Genomic DNA, 18,141 nt, shown 5'->3' with positions numbered 1-18,141 from the left:
GCAAGGACTTCACACTATCGTCACCCCTTTGTAACGACCGACCTTTAACCTCGCTTTCGTTTTGCTTACAGACAACTGAGCGACTCGTTCGCGACACTATGAGGTTGGAATGTCCTACTTGACTGATAAATTGCGCGCTCCCTATCGCGAAGCCCAGGACGCGGTCACCGTGCCCGGGCAGATGTTCGACGAGATCGTCGCCGCGAATCCCCAGCGCCGCACTTTGCTGAAGAACAGCTTCGGCCTGTCAATGTTGTCCGTGTTCGGCGCATCGACCCTGCTGACCGCCTGTGGCGGCAGCGACGATGACGACGACGATTCCCCTGGCACCCAGCCTGGCGAGGGCGGCGAAACCAAGCCGCCCCCTGGCCCCGACTACTCCGTCACGTTCACCCCGCTGGCCGACAAGATCGTCGCCGACACCGTCACCGTGCCCGCAGGCTACGTCGCCGAAGTGCTGTATTCCGCCGGCGACAAGTGCATGATCGGCTCGACCGGCTACGCTGGCGTACCGCAGTCCTATCCCGCCACCGAGACCCAGTCCGGCGGCCAGCACGACGGCATGCACTTCTATGCCCTGCCCGGCGTCGATCCCAATCAGGGCGGCCTGCTGGTGCTGAACCACGAAGCGCTGGACGATGAGACCCTGGATCAGAGCGTCGAAGGCGTGAAGACCCGCCTGTCCAACGTCGGCGTGTCCGTCGTCGAAATCACCCGTAGCGCCAACGGCGCATGGGCCGTCAAGACCGACTCGCGCTACAACAAGCGCTACACCGGCAACACCGTCTACAACGTCAGCGGCCCGGCCAAATCGGTTGTCGGCGACACCGTCGTCGGCACCCTGAACAACTGTTCCAGCGGCGACACGCCCTGGGGCACCTACCTGACCTGCGAAGAGACGCTCAACAACTACCACTACAAGACCGGCGACACCGGCAAGCCGGCCGATGAAGGCTACGGCTGGGTGGTGGAAATCGATCCGCAGAACCCGGACTCGACCGCCGTCAAGCGCACCGCGATGGGCCGCTTCAGCCACGAAAACACGGCCTTCATGTTGGACGAGAACAACCGCGTCGCGTTCTACATGGGCGATGACACCACGCCCGGCTGCATCTACAAGTTCATCCCCACCAAGCCCTACGACCCGGCCAACCGCGCCGCCAACATGGGCCTGCTGGACGAAGGCACGCTGTACGCCGCGCGCTTCAACGACGACGGCAGCGGCAATTGGGTGGAACTGACGGTGGGCAAGAACAATCTGACCGCCGGCGCCACCGACCCGGGCAACTTCACGCAGGTCGCCAGCGGCACCGTGATCACCGGCAAGCTCATCAACTTCAACACGCAAGCCGACGTGCTGGTCAATACCGGGGCCGCCGCCCGCGTCGCCGGCGCCACGCTAATGGACCGCCCCGAGTGGATCACGGTGGGCGTGGACAAGACCGTGTACTGCACGCTGACCAACAACGGCAGCCGCAAGCGCACCAGCGCCGCCAACCCGCGCGTCAGCAACTCGCACGGCCACATCATCCGCTGGCACGAGCGCGGCGATTCGCCGCTGGCCACCACCTTCGAGTGGGACCTGCTGCTGCTGGCCGGCCGCGACAAGGCCGACGGCGTGGCCGCCAACCTGACCGGCAACGTCAACGGCGACACCTTCTCCAGCCCCGACGGCATCCGCGTCGACCCCAAGGGCCGCCTGTGGGTCCAGACCGACGCCGGCACCAGCGCTTCAACCACGGACTTCTTCGGCAATAACTCGATGTACTACATCGACCAGAAGACCGGCGAATCCAAGCGCTTCCTGGTCGGCCCGCTGGGCTGCGAGATCACCGGTATCGCCTACACGCCGGACCTGACCACGTTCTTCATCAACATCCAGCACCCGGATAAGACGTGGAACACCCTGCGCGCAGGCGGCGGCGACGCCCGCTCCGCGACGGTGGTGGTGCGCCGGACTGATGGCAAGCCGGTAGGCGCGTAAGCGCTCTGGTTGAAGACGCCGCCCGGCACCTTGCGCCGGGCGGCGTTTTTTTACGCCACGCCAATACAAAAAACCCGCAAGGCTTGAGCGCTTGCGGGTTTTTTTGTGCACTGTTTTGCAGTGCGAATCCTGGCGGACAGAGGGGGATTCGAACCCCCGATACGCTTTTGACGTATACACGCTTTCCAGGCGTGCGCCTTCAACCGCTCGGCCACCTGTCCTATTTGCGATTTTTGCCACGGGCAAGCCGCTGCAGAAAATGCGAATCCGCGATTCTAGCAGATTTTGCGCACCGCCCACAAGCAGGCAAAGAAAAGGGGACGACATATGCGTCCCCTCTGCCTGCGTGGACACTAGGCCGATGCCGGCGGGTCCTGTTCCCGGTAGGAGCTGACCGTGCCGTCCGGCTCGGTCTCTTCCAGACGCACCTTGAAGCCCCACAGCCGGGCCAGATGCTTCATCACCTGCTCGGCGTCGTCGCCGGCCAGCGGGCGGCCCCGGCTCTTCAGGTGGCGCAGCACCAGCGAGCGGTCGGAGTCGCGGTTGAAGCGGACCACCTGGATGTCCGGCACCTGGTTGTCGCGGTTGTGCTGCGCGGCCAGCAGGCGACGGATGTCGCGGTAGCCTTCGTCGTCATGGATGGCGGCGACTTCGAGCTTGGGGTTGGCCTGATGGTCGGAGATCGCGAAGAAGCGGAACTCGCGGATCAGGCGGGGCGACAGGTACTGCGAGATGAAGGACTCGTCCTTGAAGTTGCGCATGGCGAAGTCCAGCGTCTTCAGCCAGTCGCCGCCGGCGATGTCGGGGAACCAGCGCCGGTCCTCGGGCGTGGGCGCTTCGCAGATGCGGCGGATGTCGGACATCATGGCGAAGCCCAGCGCATAGGGGTTGATGCCGCCGTAGCCGCGCTCATCGAAGCCGCGCTGGCTGACGACGTTGGTGTGGCTTTGCAGGAACTCCATCATGAAGCCGTCATTCACCAGCCCCTTTTCGTGCAGCCGATTCAGGATGGTGTAGTGCCAGAACGTGGCCCAGCCTTCGTTCATGACCTTGGTCTGGGTCTGCGGATAGAAGTACTGCGCGATCTTGCGAACGATGCGCACCAGCTCTTTCTGCCAAGGCGCGAGCTTGGGCGAGTATTTCTCGATGAAGTACAGCAGGTTTTCTTCGGGCTCCGGCGGAAAAACCGAGGCTTCGACGTGGGCGTCCTTGTCGGCTTCAAGGCGCGGCAGGGTCCGCCACAGATCGTTGTATTGCAGGCGCGCGTGCTCCTGGCGTTCGGCCTGGCGCGCGGCCTCTTCCTTGTAGGAGATCGGCGTCGGGCGCTTGTAGCGGTCCACGCCATGGTGCGAGAGCGCATGGCAGGAGTCGAGCAGGGCTTCCACCGCGTCGATGCCATAACGGTCTTCGCAGGACATCACGTACTTGCGAGCGAAGACCAGATAATCCAAAACCCCGTCCGCGTCGGTCCATTGGCGGAACAGGTAATTGCCCTTGAAGAACGAGTTGTGGCCGTAGCAGGCGTGCGCAATCACCAGCGCCTGCATCGTCATGGAGTTTTCTTCCATGAGATAGGAGATGCAAGGGTTGGAGTTGATGACGATCTCGTACGCCAGCCCCTGCATGCCGCGGCGATAGAACTGCTCGTTGCGGATGAATTCCTTGCCGTACGACCAGTGCGGATAGCCAATGGGCAGCCCGGCCGAGGCGTAGGCGTCCAGCATCTGCTCCGAGGTGATGACCTCGATCTGGTTCGGGTAGGTGTCCAGCCCGTATTCGGCGGCGATCTTGGAGATGGCGTCGTCATAGGACTGGATCAGTTCGAAGGTCCATTCGGAACCCTGGGAGATCGGCCGGGCGCTGCCGGCGGCCTCCGGTTCCACGAGCGCTCCCACGATGGCATTCATGCGGTTTCCTTTTTGAACAGGTCATGGAACACGGGGAAGATCTCGCCGCGTTCGCAGATGCGCCGCATGACGAAATGCGGCTCCAGTTTCTGTTCATATTCCGCCCACAGGCTGCTCTTGCGCGCCTCCTGCGAGTCGGGCACTTCGATGTAGGCGAAGTAACGCGTGGCCGGCAACAGGTGCTCGGCCAGGAAGCGCGCGCTCTTGCCCGCGTCGGCGCCGAACGAATCGCCGTCGCTGGCCTGCGCCGCGTACACGTTCCACGCGGTCGGCGGATAGCGCTTCTCCAGGATCTCGCGCATCAATTCCAGCGCCGACAGCACGATGGTGCCGCCGCTCTTGGGATCGTAGAAGAAGGTTTGCTCGTCGACTTCCTCGGCGTTGTCGGTGTGGCGGATGAAGACCAGATCCACGTGCTCGTACTTGCGCGACAGGAACAGGTAGAGCAGCGAGAAGAAGCGCTTGGCCAGATCCTTCTTGTTTTCGTCCATGGAGCCCGACACGTCCATCAGGCAGAACATGACGGCGCGCGCCATCGGGATGGCCACCGACACGCGGTTGCGGTAGCGCAGGTCCAGGTCGTCCAGGAAAGGCACGCGGGCGAGGCGCTCGCGGCAATCCTCGACATCCTGCTCCAGCGCCTTGATGTCGTCGGCAGAGGCGCCGGCCTCGCGGGCCTTGGCCAGGCGCTCCTCGGCATCCTCGAGATCCGCGCGCGCCTTCACGCTGAGCGCGACGCGGCGCGCCAGCGACGATTTGAGCGTGCGGCTGATGCTCAGCATGCTGGGCGAGCCGGTGGTCGTGTAGCCGGCACGCTGCCACTTCTTCTGGCTGACCTCGCCCAACTGGGTGCGCGCCATGTGCGGCAGTTCCAGATCTTCGAAGAACAGGTTCAGGAACTCGGCCCGCGACAGGCTGAAGGTGAACTGGTCGACCGATTCGCCTTCGCCCGGCTCGGACCCGCCTTCTCCCTGCCCGCCTTGCGGCCGGTCGAAGGTGTCGCCCTTGGCAAACTCGCGGTTGCCGGGGTGCACCATCTCGCGGTCGCCGCCCTGGCCGTGATGAAAGGTCGGCTCGGAAATGTCGCGGGCAGGCAGGTTGATCTCGCCGCCCTGGTCCATGTCCTGGATGGAGCGGTCACGGATCATCCCGTGTACCGCCTTGCGGATCTGGTCCTTGTAACGCCGGAGAAAACGCTCCCGGTTGACGGCGCTTTTGTTACGCCCGTTAAGACGGCGATCGATAAGTGAATTCATGATTCACCTCGCTCAGGAAGACTTCCTCACACGGAGATACCACTCGCACAGCAGCCTGACCTGCTTTTCCGTGTAGCCCTTTTCAACCATGCGATCAACGAAGCTTTGGTGCTTGGACTTGTCCTCGGCCGAGGCCTTGGCGTTGAACGAGATCACCGGCAGCAGGTCTTCGGTGTTCGAGAACATCTTCTTCTCGATCACTTCGCGCAGCTTTTCATAGCTGGTCCAGGTCGGGTTGCGGCCATTGTTGTTGGCGCGCGCCCGCAGCACGAAGTTGACGATCTCGTTGCGGAAGTCCTTCGGGTTGGCGATGCCGGCCGGCTTCTCGATTTTTTCCAGTTCATCGTTGAGCGCGCTGCGGTCGAAGCTTTCGCCGGTTTCCGGGTCGCGGAATTCCTCGTCCTGGATCCAGCAATCGGCAAAGGTCACGTAACGGTCGAAGATGTTCTGGCCGTATTCCGAGTACGACTCCAGGTAGGCGGTCTGGATTTCCTTGCCGATGAATTCGGCATAGCGCGGCGCCAGGAAGCCCTTGATGAATTCAAGATAGCGCCGGCGGATTTCCTCGGGATAGTCCTCGCGGCCGATGCGCTGCTCGAGCACGTACATCAGGTGCACCGGGTTGGCGGCCACTTCGGTCTGGTCGTAGTTGAAGACGCTGGACAGGATCTTGTACGCGAAACGCGTCGACACCCCAGTCATGCCTTCGTCCGTGCCGGCATAGTCCTTGTATTCCTGCAAGGCCTTGGCCTTGGGATCCACGTCCTTCAGGCTTTCGCCGTCGTAGACGCGCAGCTTCGAATAGATGCTGGAGTTCTCGGGTTCCTTCAGGCGCGTCAGAACCGAGAACTGCGCCATCATGTCCAGCGTTCCCGGCGCGCACGGCGCCGTGGACAGCGAACTGTGGTGCAGCAGCTTTTCATAGATGCGGACTTCTTCCGACACCTGCAGGCAGTAAGGCACCTTGACGATATAGATACGGTCGAGGAACGCCTCGTTGTGCTTGTTGTTGCGGAAGGTCTGCCATTCCGATTCGTTCGAGTGGGCCAGGATGGCGCCATTGAACGGGATCGCGGAAAAGCCCTCGGTGCCCTTGAAGTTGCCTTCCTGGGTCGCCGTCAGCAAGGGGTGCAGCATCTTGATCGGGGCCTTGAACATCTCCACGAATTCCAGCAGCCCCTGATTGGCCAGGCACAAGCCGCCGGAGTAGCTGTAGGCGTCCGGGTCGTCCTGCGAGTGGCGGTCGAGCATGCGGATGTCGACCTTGCCCACCAGCGAGGAGATGTCCTGGTTGTTCTCGTCGCCCGGTTCGGTCTTGGCGATGGCGATCTGGCGCAGCACCGAGGGGTTCAGGCGCACGACGCGGAACTTCGAGATGTCGCCGTCGAATTCCTTCAGGCGCTTCACGGCCCACGGCGACATGATGCCGCTCAGGTAGCGCCGCGGAATGCCATATTCCTTTTCGAGCGTGTCGCCGAAGCGTTCCGGATGGAACAGCCCGAGCGGCGATTCGTTCACCGGCGAACCCTTCAACGCGTAGATGGGATAGGCCTCCATCAGCGATTTGAGGCGTTCCGCGATGGACGACTTGCCGCCGCCCACGGGACCCAGCAGATAGAGGATTTGCTTGCGCTCTTCCAGTCCCTGCGCGGCGTGTTTGAAGAACGCGACGATCTGTCCGATCACGTCCTCCATGCCGTAGAACTCCTGGAACGCCGGATAGCGTCGGATGGTCCGGTTGGAAAACAAACGGGAAAGACGTGGGTCGTTGCGCGTGTCCACGATTTCGGGTTCGCCTATCGCCGCCAGCATGCGCTCTGCGGGGCTGGCGTACGCCATGGGATCGCTTTTGGCCAGGTTGAGGTACTCCTCGAGAGAGAGTTCCGATTCCTGCTCTTTTGCATACTGCGACTTGAAGCCTTCGACGATGTTTTGCACGGAAACCTCCTACAACACGCGAAAAATCCAATACGTCCCTACCTGCCCCCATTGTGCCTCAGCGCTCGCGCATTACTAGACAATCTCGCGATAAGCACTGTCGGCCGGATGGTATGTTGCTTTCGCCACACATCAACCAAAGGCATGATCAGGCCCTTTCCAATTAGGCTGCACTCTTCGGATACAAGTTCCGTCAGGGAATGCAACTTAAGTGAATAAGTTCACTCGTCCGGTTTCAGCATATCGCTGTATGCGCGCGTGCATGATGCAGTCGCACGTGAAATGCTCAGCAATGATTTGAAGGGAAGAGCGATGTCCCAGGGATTTTTATGATGCGGGTAAAAACCCGATGCGCCCGCTGTGCGATGGCAGCGGACGGTCTGAACGGCGCATGGCGTCTTCGTTCAGCAGCGCGCCGGTTCGGTGGTGAAAAACGCCGATAACGCGGCACGAGGATCCGTGGTGACGAGGGCGCGTGGCATTGCACGGTGTAGTCCATCAGTGCGTGGCGCCAAGTCATGTGCCTATGCTAAAGCCAATTGACGTTTTTGTGGCAATTCATTTAGCGCAATGCCAAAAATAGTCACGCCGCACGCGTCCAGATTCGTGCAGCAGACATGCGCAAACTTGATGGCATATCGATAGCACTTGCGCATCGCATTGGCCCGCAGGCCGCGGATTACGGGCGTGTTCGCGATTGGCAGCCGCAAGCACAGAGTGCTAGTACCCCTGCGCGCAGCGATAGAATCACGCATCCGCAATGCGCCGCGCATTCATTGCGCTTCATTCCATCCGCCCATCGTCGCCGCCGCGTCATGCTTTTCCGATCCTGGCCAGCCGCATGAATGCCCTTGCCAAACGCTGTTCCGCAGCGATTTTCAGCGTCTTGCTGCTGCTCCTGGCCGCTTGCGGCAAGCAGGCCGATCTGCCCGGCGACGCTTATGTCTGGCAACGGGTATGGACGCCGCCCGTCAGCCAGGCGCTGGCCGACAGCGCAGACATCGTGCGGGCATGGCGCGTGCTGATGGGGGAGATGAACCCGGACGGGCGATGGTTCACTGCTGCGCCGGATCTGGCCGCGTTGGCCGCGGCCAAGCGTCCCGTCATCATGGTTCTGCGCCTGGACGGCCGCGCCGATGCGCTGCCGTCCGCGGAGGTGCTGGCGCGGATTGCGGCCGCGCGCAGCGCATGGAGAGACGCGGGCGTCGCCTTGGCCGGCATCGAAATCGACTACGACTGTCCCACCTCCAAACTACCCGCCTACGCGGCATTCCTTGCGGCCTTGAAGCCAGGGCTGGGTCCGGATCTGCCATTGTCGATAACCGCGCTGCCAACATGGCTGAACGGCTCCGGACTCGATGAGCTGCTCCGGATTCCCGATGAAGCCGTGTTGCAAGTCCATGCCGTGCTGAGCCCGGAACAGGGTTTGTTCAACGCCAAGCGCGCAAGCGCCTGGCTGACGGCTTTCGCTGACCGAACCCAGCGGCCGTGGCGTGTGGCGTTGGCGACTTACGGCAGTCGCGTGAGCTGGAACGACGACGGCAGCATCGCCGCGGTCGAAAGCGAGCGTTCCGCGCTGCTGCCGGGCGGACGCGCCAGCGAACTGGTAGCCACGCCCGCGTCGATGGCGGCTTTCGTCGACGAAATCCACCGTTCCCGCCCGCCTGGGTTGGCGGGCATCGTCTGGTTCCGCCTGCCCACCGCGCGCGACGAACGCGCCTGGAGCCCGACCACATGGCGCGCCGTGCTGACACGCCAGCCCCTGCTGCCGACGCTGTCCGTCACGGCGCGCGCGACGGGCGGCAACGGCGCACAGGACCTGATACTGTCCAACGGCGGCAACGCCGACGCGGCCCTGCCCTTCGCGATCCGCTGGGACGGCGCCTGCCGCGCGGCCGACGGCATCAACGGCTATACCCTCGAACATGATTCCGGCGGCGCGTTCCTGCGCCGCTCCCAAGACGGCCTGCTGCACGCCGGCGGCCAACGCAATATAGGCTGGATACGCTGTGAAAATGGGCCTTCGAGCTTCCATGTACAACCGTAAATCGCTGGCGGCGCTGCTGCTGTTGACAGGCGCCGGCATCGTCATCGCCTGCGGACCGGAGTTCCCCGCCCAATTGCTGGACGACCGCGCGGCCACGCTGCGCGCCACGCCGGCCAACTCTTTCGGCTACGAAGCTGCCCGCCTTGTCGGCGCCAGCGATACGCTGCAGGCCCAGGAAGCCTATGAATTGCCGGACGGCAGCTATCAGCAGAACGCCTTGCCGGAAGACCGTGATCCCGCGCTCACGCCGGCACAACGGGTCACGACGCGCGCGATGCGGGCGCAGCCCGACGGCGAGCAGGCCTATGCCCTGGGCGCCGGTTTGCCGGAAGCCCTGCGGCTTTACACCGCGGCCGCGGTCGACACGCATGCCGCCCGCGGGGCGGATACCGACCGCCTGCTGGAGCAGGCGCGCGCGCGCTATCGCGCCATCCTCCAGTTGCCGCCGCAACAGGCGGCGGCGCGCAGCGTATGGGCCGCCTACATGCTGGCTGAAATCGGGGACGAGGCAGAACTGGCGGCCAGCGACGCGGACGCGCAGCGACAGGCCGCAGCGCAGGCCTATGCCCGTGCACGGCAACTGGCGCGCGACGGCGCGCCGGATCCATTGGGTCTGGCGGTGGCCAGCTACGGTCAGGAGGCCCGCTTGTTCCTGGCCGGACCGCAGGGGCAATGCAGCTATATGGAACTGGTCAACGCCGAGCCCTGCATGGACGCCATCCCCGCCGCCTCGCTCAAGCATGCGCTGCGCCGGTATGCCGAACAGGCCGCGCGCGACTCTGCCAGCGGCAATGCCTCGCTGCGCATGCTGGCGCAATGGGCCCTGGACGACCCGGCGCGCACGCGCAAGCTGATCGACGATCCAGTCGCGCAACGGTTGCTGGTGGCTTACGCGCTGGCCCGGGTCGGCGACATCGTGGACGGCAGGCCCGACAGCGCCACCGACCCCTACGCCGCGTACGACACGACCGGCCAGGCCGGGTTTGCCGACGCCGCACAGGGACATGAGGTCACGCCGAATCCAGCGCTGCAATCGCTGGTTGCGGCGCTGGAAACCCAGGACCTGAAGCAGGTGCTGGACGCCGACCGCGTGGCGGCGCTGGCCTACCGCATCGGCCGTTATGACCTGGCGCAAACGCTGGCCGCGCGGCTGGACACGGGCCTGGCGTGGTGGGTGCGCGCGAAACTGGCGCTGCGGCAAGGCGACACGCAAGCGGCGGCCCAGGCCTATGCCCAGGCGGCCAGCGCCTTTCCGCGCGCCGACGGCAGCGTGGAAGGGCCGAGCGCGGCGCGCCTGCTGGGGGAACAAGGCGTGCTGACGCTGTCGCGAGGCCAGTACGTCGAGGCGCTGGACCAGCTGCTGCACGCCACCGTGCCTGACAGGTCGGTCGGAGGCTTCTGGCAATCCACTCCGTATTGGAACGACGCGGCCTACGTGGCTGAACGCGTGCTGACGACCCCCGAACTCAAGGCTTATGTGGACCGGCACGCTCCCGCCGCAGCCGCGGCCGTCGGATCGGCGCCGCCAGATCCCCAGCATTTCTACAAATGGCTAGAGGAGCATCCCGTCACCGCATCCGATCGCCTGCGCCTCCTGCTGGCGCGGCGCCTGGTGCGCGAGGGCTCGATCGCGCAGGCGCTGCCCTATTTCCCCGCCGATTCGGACGCCCGCTACGTCACGCTGGACTATGTCGACGGCAAATTGGAGTTGCGGCAGCAACGAAGCCGCCAGCTCGCCGCCGAGTACGGCGCCGCGTTGCGCAAGGCCGGCAGCGCGTGGGGCCGCACGACACGGGCCGAAGCCTGGTTCGGAGCCTCCCGGCTGGCGCGGCGTGACGGCATGGAGATCATGGGCTACGAGCAGGAGCCGGATTTCGCGACCTATGGCGGCAACACGGCCTATGGCGCGGGACGCAGCGCGGTCCCCGGCTCGACGGCCGCTGACGGCACCGATCCGCCCGACACGCCAGCGCTGCGCGCCGCGGCCGCGCTGCCGGGCCCCTTCGTCACCGAAGAGGAACGCCGGCGCTACGCCGCAAGCGAAGCGCAGCCCTATACCCGCTTCCATTACCGCCAGATCGCGGCCAATCATGCGTTGCGCGCCGCAGATGAGTTGCCGCGCCGCTCCCAAGCATTCGCCGCGGTGCTGTGCCAGGGCACCCGCTACATCATCGACGACTCGCCCGAACAGGCCTCCGCCATCTACCGGCGCTATATAGAACAAGGCGCGCAGGTGCCGTTCAGCGGCTCTTTCGGCCGCGAATGCGCCGCGCCGGACTTCCAGGCAGCGGCCTGGTTCCACTACACGCAAGCCGAGAAATCCTGGGAGCGCCTGCGCCGCAACCATCCGGGCCTGCTGCTTGCGGCCGCGTTGCTGGCCCTGGTCGGCGGCGGCGCCGCGGTCCTGGCCTGGCGCTATACCGCGGCGCGTCCGAACCGGACCGAGAGGCGGAGCTGACGCGGCGCAATGTCAGGATCTGTGCACGCTGACCAATAGAAGACCGGAGCCGGCCCTAGGGCAACTCTGGCAGCGCCACCCGCTGCATCAGTTGGCGCCAGGTTTCCGCCACCCTGGTGCGCACGCGCAGGTCCGCGCCCACGGGCGCGGTCTCGATAAATTCATAGCGCCGGGCGCCGTCCAGGTGTTCCAGCATGGGCAGGCGCACCATGCCGGCCGCGTCGCCCAGCAGCACCGGCGCCAGATACAGCAGCAGTTCGTCCACGCAGCCCGCCGCCACCAACGCGCCGCTCAGGCCCGCGCCGGCCTCCACGTGGACCTCGTTGAATTGTTCCTGGGCCAGCCAGCGGATCATCGCCGGCAGGTCGACCCGGCCGGCCGCCTCGCCCGGCAGCAGCACCACGCGGGCGTTCTTGGCCTGCAGGCGCGCGGTCTTGGCGGCATCTTCGCGGGCAGTGAAGATGATGACTTCGGCGCCGTCGAACAGCCTCGCGTCTTCCGGGATCTCGAAACGGCCGTCCACCACGGCCTTGCGCGGCTGGCGCGGCGTGTCCACGCCCCTGACATTGAGCTGCGGATCGTCCTTCAGCACGGTGCCCATGCCGGTCAGGACCACGCAGGCGCGGGCGCGCCAGCGGTGGCCGTCAGCCCGGGCCTCGGGCCCGGTGATCCATTGCGATACACCGTTATGCAGTGCGCTGCGCCCATCCAGCGAGGCCGCCATCTTCAGCCACACCCATGGCAAGCCGCGGCTCATGCGCGAGATGAACCCCGCATTGACGGCCAGCGCCTCTGCGCCGCAGACGCCCGTGGTCACCTCGATGCCCGCCAGGCGCAGACGCGCCAGACCCTGGCCATTGACCAGCGGGTTGGGATCGCCGATCGCCACCACCACCCGCGCCGGCCGGGCCGCAAGCACCGCGTCCACGCAGGGCGGCGTGCGGCCGAAATGGCTGCAAGGCTCCAATGTGACATAGAGCGTGGCGCCTTCCACGGACTCACCGCGCGCCTGGACGTCGCGCAAGGCGCAGACTTCCGCGTGCGGGCCGCCCGGCGGCTGCGTGGCGCCTTCGCCCAGCACCCTGCCGTCGCGCACGATCACGCAGCCGACCCGGGGGTTGGGCGCGGTGGAGTACATGACGGTCTGCGCCAGCGCCAGGGCGCGCCGCATCCAGAAAATGTCGTCGTTGTCGCTGGGAATCATCATGATCAGGATTGTATGTCCGCCACGCGGCGGGCAGACGGTCCGGCGCAGGCTCTCGGCGGCATCGGCCGCGCATGTCCGTTTTGGGCCGACAGCCGTCTTTCGCCGCGCTCACCCCGGCGCTGGATTGCAGTAAAAATGACGTCACGCCTCTACAATTTCCGCTCCAGGAGCCCGGACCATGAAACAAGCACTGATCGTCATCGATGTACAAGACTCTTTCCGGCAACGTCCGTTTTGGGATGAAACCGAGTATCCGGCCTTTGTGGAACAGATCCAGTCCCTGATCGACACGGCCGAGGCCCAGGACATTCCGGTACTGCAGGTGTTTCACACCAGCGTGTCGAACGACCCCGCCAACCCCTTCTCGATGGCCTCCGGGCACGTCAAGACGCTCAAGGAATTGCGCATCGCGCCCACCGCCGTGTTCCACAAGACCGTGCATTCCTCGCTCTATGCCAAGGACGCGGACGGCGCCAGCCTGCAGGACTGGCTGGTGAAGCATGGCATCGAAGGCATCATCGTCAGCGGCATCCGCACGGAACAATGCTGCGAAACCACCTCGCGCCACGCCAGCGACGCCGGCTACAAGGTGGTGTTCCCCACCGATGCCACCCTGACCTTCGCCATGCAGAGCCCGTCCGGCCAGCATTACACCCCGGCCGAAATCCGCGACCGGACCGAGCTGGTGCTGCAAGGACGCTTCGCCCGCATCGCGCGCGCCGCCGACGCGCTAGCGGCCTAGCGCTGGCGGAGGGCTGTATGGTCCCGGTCTATTTCGTGCTGACGCGCGGCATCGTGCTGCTGGACGTGGCGGGTCCGGCGGAGGCCTTCCGCGTGGCCAACAAGCTGAGTCCCGGCACCTTCGAGCAGCATTTCTGCGGCCCGTCGCGGGAGGTCGAAAGCGGCCTGCCCGGCCTGCATCTGGCGCATATCCAGGCCCTGCCGGCCGCGCTGCCGCCCGAGGCCCTGGTCATCATTTCCGGCGTGGTGGGCAAACCCACGCGCCTGGAAGACCCAGACTCGCGCGCCATCATCGAATGGCTGGCCGTCCGCCATCCCGCGGACGGCTTCACGCTGATGACGGTATGCGCCGGTGCGCTGTTCGCCGCCGCCGCGGGCCTGACACGGCAACGGGATTGCACCACTCACCATACCTGCCTGGCACAGCTGGCCAGCATCGACCCGAGCGCGCGTCTGCATGACAACCGCATCTTTGTCGAGGACGGCAGGCTCGTCAGCAGCGCGGGCATCACCGCCGGCATCGACCTGGCGCTGCACATGGTGTCGCGCCATTGCGGACCACGGGTGGCCAGTGAAACGGCACGCGACATGGTCGTCTACCAGCGGCGCGCCGGCACGGATTCGACGCTATCGCCCTGGCTGGACCACCGCAGCCACCTGCATCCGGGCGTGCACCGGGTACAGGACGCGGTCATTCGCGATCCGGCGGCGCCCTGGTCGGCGCAATCGTTGGCGGACCAGGCGCATACCAGCGCGCGCCACCTGACCCGGCTGTTCCGCGAACACGCGGGCTGCACGCCGATGGATTACCTCTATCAGATACGCGTGGCGCTGGCGCGCGACCTGCTGCGCGATACCCGGCTGGATCTGGAGCGCGTGGCCGAGAAATCGGGATTTGGTTCGGCGCAGCACATGCGCCGCGTGTGGCGCAAGTTCCAACCGCTTACTCCCAGCCTAGCGCGCGCGGCGCCCACCATGCAATGACGGCGCCGCGGCGCCGTCATTTTCTGCGTCGGCGCCGCTGGGCGGCCTCGGACCGGTTGGCGTGGAGCCTGCTCTAGTCCTTGCGCAGCTTGCCCGGCAGCAGCGGGCCCTGCATCTCGCGGATGGCCTCGACGAATTCGCCTATGTCCTCGAAGCTCTTGTAGACCGAGGCGAAGCGTACGTACGCCACCTTGTCGAGCTTGCGCAGTTCGTTCATGACCAGCTCGCCGATATGTTCGCTGGGCACTTCGCGCAGCCCGCTGGCCAGCAACTGCTCTTCGATCCGGGCAACCGCCGCGTCCACGTCTTCCGTGCTGACGGGGCGCTTGCGCAGCGCCAGGCTCAGGCTGGCGCGCAGCTTGCCGGGATCGTAGTCGCTGCGGCTGCCGTTGCGCTTCACGATGGAAGGCATGGCCAGCTCCACCCGTTCATAGGTCGTGAAGCGCTTGTCACAGGACAGGCAGCGGCGGCGACGGCGTATGGCGTCGCCTTCTTCGGAGACCCGGCTGTCGACGACCTGCGTTTCGGCATTGCCGCAAAATGGACACCGCATGTGTGATCCCTAAAGGCGCTGAGGGCAATAGTTAAGCATATTGTAACGAGGCGCCGGGCCGCCAGCGCCAATACGGGCTAATCCGCCCCCGTATTTTTTGCCAGGGTACCGCCCCGAAAGCAAAGGGACGGCGCCTTGCGGGGCCGTCCCTCATGGAGCGCTACGGCCGGGCCGCAGCCCGCCGCAGGGATGCTCGCTTACTTCTTGCCGTAGACCGGCAGGCGCGAGGTCAGTTCATTGACGCGGGCACGCACGGCGGCGATGTTGGCTTCGTCGCGCGGATTGTCCAGCACGTCGGCGATCAGGTTGGCGGTCAGCTCGGCTTCCGCTTCGGTGAAGCCGCGCGTGGTCATGGCCGGCGTGCCCAGGCGGATGCCGCTGGTCACGAAAGGCTTTTCCGGATCGTTCGGGATGGCGTTCTTGTTGACCGTGATGTGGGCCTGGCCCAGCACGGCTTCCGCTTCCTTGCCCGTGATGCCCTTGGAACGCAGGTCCACCAGCATGACGTGGCTTTCGGTACGGCCGGAAACGATGCGCAGGCCGCGCTTGACCAGCGTGTCGGCCAGCACCTTGGCGTTCTTGACCACTTGCTGCGCGTAGTCCTTGAAGCCGGGCTCCAGCGCTTCCTTGAAGGCCACGGCCTTGCCGGCGATGACATGCATCAGCGGACCGCCCTGGATGCCGGGGAAGATCGCCGAGTTGATGATCTTCTCGTGCTCGGCCTTCATCATGATGACGCCGCCGCGCGGGCCGCGCAGCGACTTGTGCGTGGTCGAGGTGACGAAGTCGGCGTGCGGGACCGGGTTGGGATAGGCGCCACCGGCGACCAGGCCGGCGTAGTGGGCGATGTCGACCATGAACAGCGCGCCGTTTTCACGGGCGATGCGGGCCATGCGCTCGAAGTCGATGTGCAGGGCGTAGGCGGAAGCGCCAGCCACGATCAGCTTGGGCTTGTGCTCTTTGGCCAGTTGCTCGACCTGGTCGTAGTTCAGGACTTCGTTTGCGTCCAGGCCGTAGGAGATGAAGTTGTACAGCTTGCCCGAGGCGTTGACCGACGCGCCGTGCGTCAGGTGGCCGCCTTCGGCCAGGCTCATGCCCAGCACGGTGTCGCCCGGCTTCAGGACGGCCATGTACACGCCCTGGTTGGCCTGCGAACCCGAGTTGGGCTGCACGTTGGCGGCTTCGGCGCCGAAGATCTGCTTCAGGCGGTCGATGGCCAGTTGCTCGACCACGTCCACGTACTCGCAACCGCCGTAGTAGCGCTTGCCCGGATAGCCTTCGGCGTACTTGTTGGTGAGCTGCGTGCCCTGGGCTTCCATGACGGCCGGGCTGGCGTAGTTCTCCGAGGCGATCAGCTCGATATGCTGTTCCTGGCGGACGTCTTCCTTCTGGATGGCGGCCCAAACGTCCGGGTCAGCCTTGGACAAGGTGAGGTTGCGGTCAAACATGACGGGAGTTCCTGAGGCGGTAAGAGAGGAGAAAACTGCGCCCGGGTGGGTAAACCCGGAGAATGACGGATAGTTTACCGCGTCGGGGAGGATCAATTGCTCCCAAAATACCTGGAACCCGGGCAAAATTGCCTCGATGAGCGTGAAAACCACGCCATCCTTCATCGGCCGAAAACCCGTCTCAACCCGACTTGAGAAACTTTCATGCAAAGCGCCACGCTCATAACCTACTCGCTGGTAGCTGCGGTCAGCGTCGTCAGCCCCGGGCCCGCCACCATGCTGGCGATCCGCAACGGCGCGGCAGGCGGCTTGCGGGCCGTGCTGCCGTCCACCCTGGGCAATGTGACAGGCCTGTTCCTGCTGTCGGCCGCCGCCATGCTGGGGCTAGGCGTGGTACTGCAATCGTCCGCCATGCTGTTCATGCTGCTCAAGGTGGCAGGCGCCGCCTACCTGCTCTACATCGGCCTGCGCCACTTGCTGGGCCGCTCGAACATCGCACCGCCTTCCGACCCCGCCGCATTGGCGCCGCGCAGCGCTGGCCGGCTCTATTCGGAAGCCGCCCTGGTCGCCACGCTGAACCCCAAACCCATCCTGTTCTTCACGGCGCTGTTTCCCCAGTTCCTGAACGCCGCCGAACCGCTGCTGCCGCAGTTCTTCATCCTGACGGGCATCTTCACGGCCATGTCGCTGATGTCTCTGTTGGCCTACGGCACCCTGGCTCACCGCGCCCGGCGCCTGCTGCGCCGGCCCCGCATCGTGGCCTGGATCAACCGCCTGGTCGGCGCCATTTTCATTACCTTCGGATTGGCGTTGTTGCGGCTCAAGCGCACAATGGGCTGAACCTTTTCGGAAATGGAAAAGGCCGCAGTTTGCGAGACTGCGGCCTTTCTGCGGCGTGACGGATCAGGCCGAGGTGGCGCCGATCTGCTTGGGAGCCAGCTTGGGATTGAGCGTATAGGTGCCCGTCAACGACGCCTGCGCCAGCACGTGCTTCTGGATGGCGCGCAGCGCGTCCTCGCCCGTGAAGGAACCCTGCAGGTTCAGCGTGGGTACGTCCAGCGCGTACAGGGTGAACACGTAGCGGTGCACGATCGCGTCGTTCCAGGGCGGGCATGGGCCGTCATAGCCGAAGTAGTCGCCGCTCATGTCGTGGTCGTTGGCAAACCATGACGAGTACGAGTTGATGCCCTGGCGCGCGTCCATCGGCGCCAGCGGGCCGCCCTTGCCGCGCGGCGTGATGCCGCTGGAAAAGGTGCCTTCCTCGATGTCGCGCAGGTCGGCCGGCAGGTCGACCAGCACCCAGTGGAAGAAGTCCACGCGCGGCAGGCTGGCCGGCACCTCGCGGCCTTCCTGGTTGACGTCGTCGGGCTCGGAGGGCACATCGGGGTCGTGGCAGATCAGCGCAAACGACTGCGTGCCCGCCGGAACGTCGTCCCAGGAAAACTGCGGGTTGAAGTTATCTGCCAGCGCGACGTGCGATTGCGCATCGATCCGGCCGAAGGCGTAGCGTTCGGGAATCGACTCGTTATCGGAAAAGGACAAACTCGAAAGTTTCATGTCGTGCTCCTAGATGTGCCGCAAAGGCCCCACTGCCCCTGACTGTACCCTCAGCGTATCA

13 protein-coding genes and 1 tRNA gene are annotated in these 18,141 nt (G+C 65.0%); 6 read left to right on the top strand and 8 right to left on the bottom strand.

The annotated features are described in order from the left end of the window. The first annotated feature begins 109 nt into the window (after positions 1-109). Positions 110-1,984: a PhoX family protein gene (locus tag AXYL_RS03400; protein ID WP_013391431.1), complete on the top strand. Its 1,875-nt coding sequence runs from the start codon at positions 110-112 to the stop codon at positions 1,982-1,984. A gap of 130 nt (positions 1,985-2,114) precedes the next feature. On the opposite strand, the gene AXYL_RS03395 is transcribed toward AXYL_RS03400, so the two are convergent. The 4 genes from AXYL_RS03395 to AXYL_RS03380 all read right to left on the bottom strand — a co-directional run bounded on the left by AXYL_RS03395 (position 2,115) and on the right by AXYL_RS03380 (position 7,076). Then, positions 2,115-2,205: transfer RNA gene (locus AXYL_RS03395), tRNA-Ser, on the bottom strand. 132 nt (positions 2,206-2,337) lie between these two features. Further along, positions 2,338-3,891: a SpoVR family protein gene (locus AXYL_RS03390; RefSeq protein WP_013391430.1), complete on the bottom strand. Its 1,554-nt coding sequence runs from the start codon at positions 3,889-3,891 to the stop codon at positions 2,338-2,340. After that, positions 3,888-5,147, bottom strand: coding sequence for a YeaH/YhbH family protein (locus AXYL_RS03385; RefSeq protein ID WP_013391429.1), 1,260 nt, complete (start codon positions 5,145-5,147; stop codon positions 3,888-3,890). Before AXYL_RS03385 ends, AXYL_RS03390 begins: the two co-directional genes overlap by 4 nt. A gap of 12 nt (positions 5,148-5,159) precedes the next feature. Continuing rightward, a complete protein-coding gene (locus tag AXYL_RS03380; RefSeq protein ID WP_371819061.1) occupies positions 5,160-7,076 on the bottom strand; it encodes a PrkA family serine protein kinase in 1,917 nt (638 codons plus the stop codon). An 850-nt stretch (positions 7,077-7,926) separates the two neighbouring features. Between AXYL_RS03380 and AXYL_RS03375 the strand changes: the two genes are divergently transcribed. Then, complete coding sequence (locus tag AXYL_RS03375; RefSeq protein WP_148260576.1) at positions 7,927-9,132, top strand: DUF3142 domain-containing protein; 1,206 nt, start codon at positions 7,927-7,929, stop codon at positions 9,130-9,132. After that, positions 9,119-11,590, top strand: a complete 2,472-nt coding sequence (locus AXYL_RS03370; RefSeq protein WP_013391426.1) for a hypothetical protein — start codon at positions 9,119-9,121, stop codon at positions 11,588-11,590. The genes AXYL_RS03375 and AXYL_RS03370 overlap by 14 nt, the downstream gene beginning before the upstream one ends. 55 nt (positions 11,591-11,645) lie before the next feature. Here AXYL_RS03370 and ribD read toward each other — a convergent pair whose 3' ends face one another. Continuing rightward, entirely contained in the window at positions 11,646-12,761 is a 1,116-nt protein-coding gene (gene ribD / locus AXYL_RS03365) for a bifunctional diaminohydroxyphosphoribosylaminopyrimidine deaminase/5-amino-6-(5-phosphoribosylamino)uracil reductase RibD (RefSeq protein WP_085947830.1), read from the bottom strand. 214 nt (positions 12,762-12,975) lie between these two features. Between ribD and AXYL_RS03360 the strand changes: the two genes are divergently transcribed. Together AXYL_RS03360 and AXYL_RS03355 are read left to right on the top strand one after the other, a co-directional pair. Then, the gene (locus AXYL_RS03360; protein ID WP_013391424.1) at positions 12,976-13,539 is read left to right on the top strand and encodes a cysteine hydrolase family protein; all 564 of its coding nucleotides are present in this window, start codon (positions 12,976-12,978) and stop codon (positions 13,537-13,539) included. 17 nt (positions 13,540-13,556) lie between these two features. Next, positions 13,557-14,522 carry a GlxA family transcriptional regulator gene (locus AXYL_RS03355; protein WP_013391423.1) on the top strand — a complete coding sequence of 322 codons (966 nt, stop codon included), beginning with the start codon at positions 13,557-13,559 and terminating at the stop codon, positions 14,520-14,522. A gap of 73 nt (positions 14,523-14,595) precedes the next feature. On the opposite strand, the gene nrdR is transcribed toward AXYL_RS03355, so the two are convergent. Both nrdR and glyA read right to left on the bottom strand, forming a co-directional pair. Beyond that, a complete protein-coding gene (gene nrdR, locus AXYL_RS03350; RefSeq protein WP_013391422.1) occupies positions 14,596-15,075 on the bottom strand; it encodes a transcriptional regulator NrdR in 480 nt (159 codons plus the stop codon). A 197-nt stretch (positions 15,076-15,272) separates the two neighbouring features. Further along, on the bottom strand, positions 15,273-16,523 hold the full coding sequence (glyA, locus tag AXYL_RS03345) for a serine hydroxymethyltransferase (protein ID WP_041652173.1): 1,251 nt from the start codon (positions 16,521-16,523) through the stop codon (positions 15,273-15,275). Between the two features lie 204 nt (positions 16,524-16,727). Between glyA and AXYL_RS03340 the strand changes: the two genes are divergently transcribed. Then, positions 16,728-17,363 (top strand): LysE family translocator, encoded by a 636-nt coding sequence (locus AXYL_RS03340; RefSeq protein ID WP_013391420.1) that lies wholly within the window; start codon positions 16,728-16,730, stop codon positions 17,361-17,363. A gap of 63 nt (positions 17,364-17,426) precedes the next feature. Here AXYL_RS03340 and AXYL_RS03335 read toward each other — a convergent pair whose 3' ends face one another. After that, positions 17,427-18,080: a YbhB/YbcL family Raf kinase inhibitor-like protein gene (locus tag AXYL_RS03335; protein ID WP_013391419.1), complete on the bottom strand. Its 654-nt coding sequence runs from the start codon at positions 18,078-18,080 to the stop codon at positions 17,427-17,429. Between the last annotated feature and the right edge of the window lie 61 nt (positions 18,081-18,141).

The sequence above is a fragment of the Achromobacter xylosoxidans A8 genome, from assembly GCF_000165835.1.
In the GTDB taxonomy this organism is placed as follows: domain Bacteria; phylum Pseudomonadota; class Gammaproteobacteria; order Burkholderiales; family Burkholderiaceae_B; genus Achromobacter; species Achromobacter xylosoxidans_B.
The sequence above is the reverse complement of the archived record's forward strand: the minus strand, read 5'-3'. Positions and strand labels throughout refer to the sequence as shown.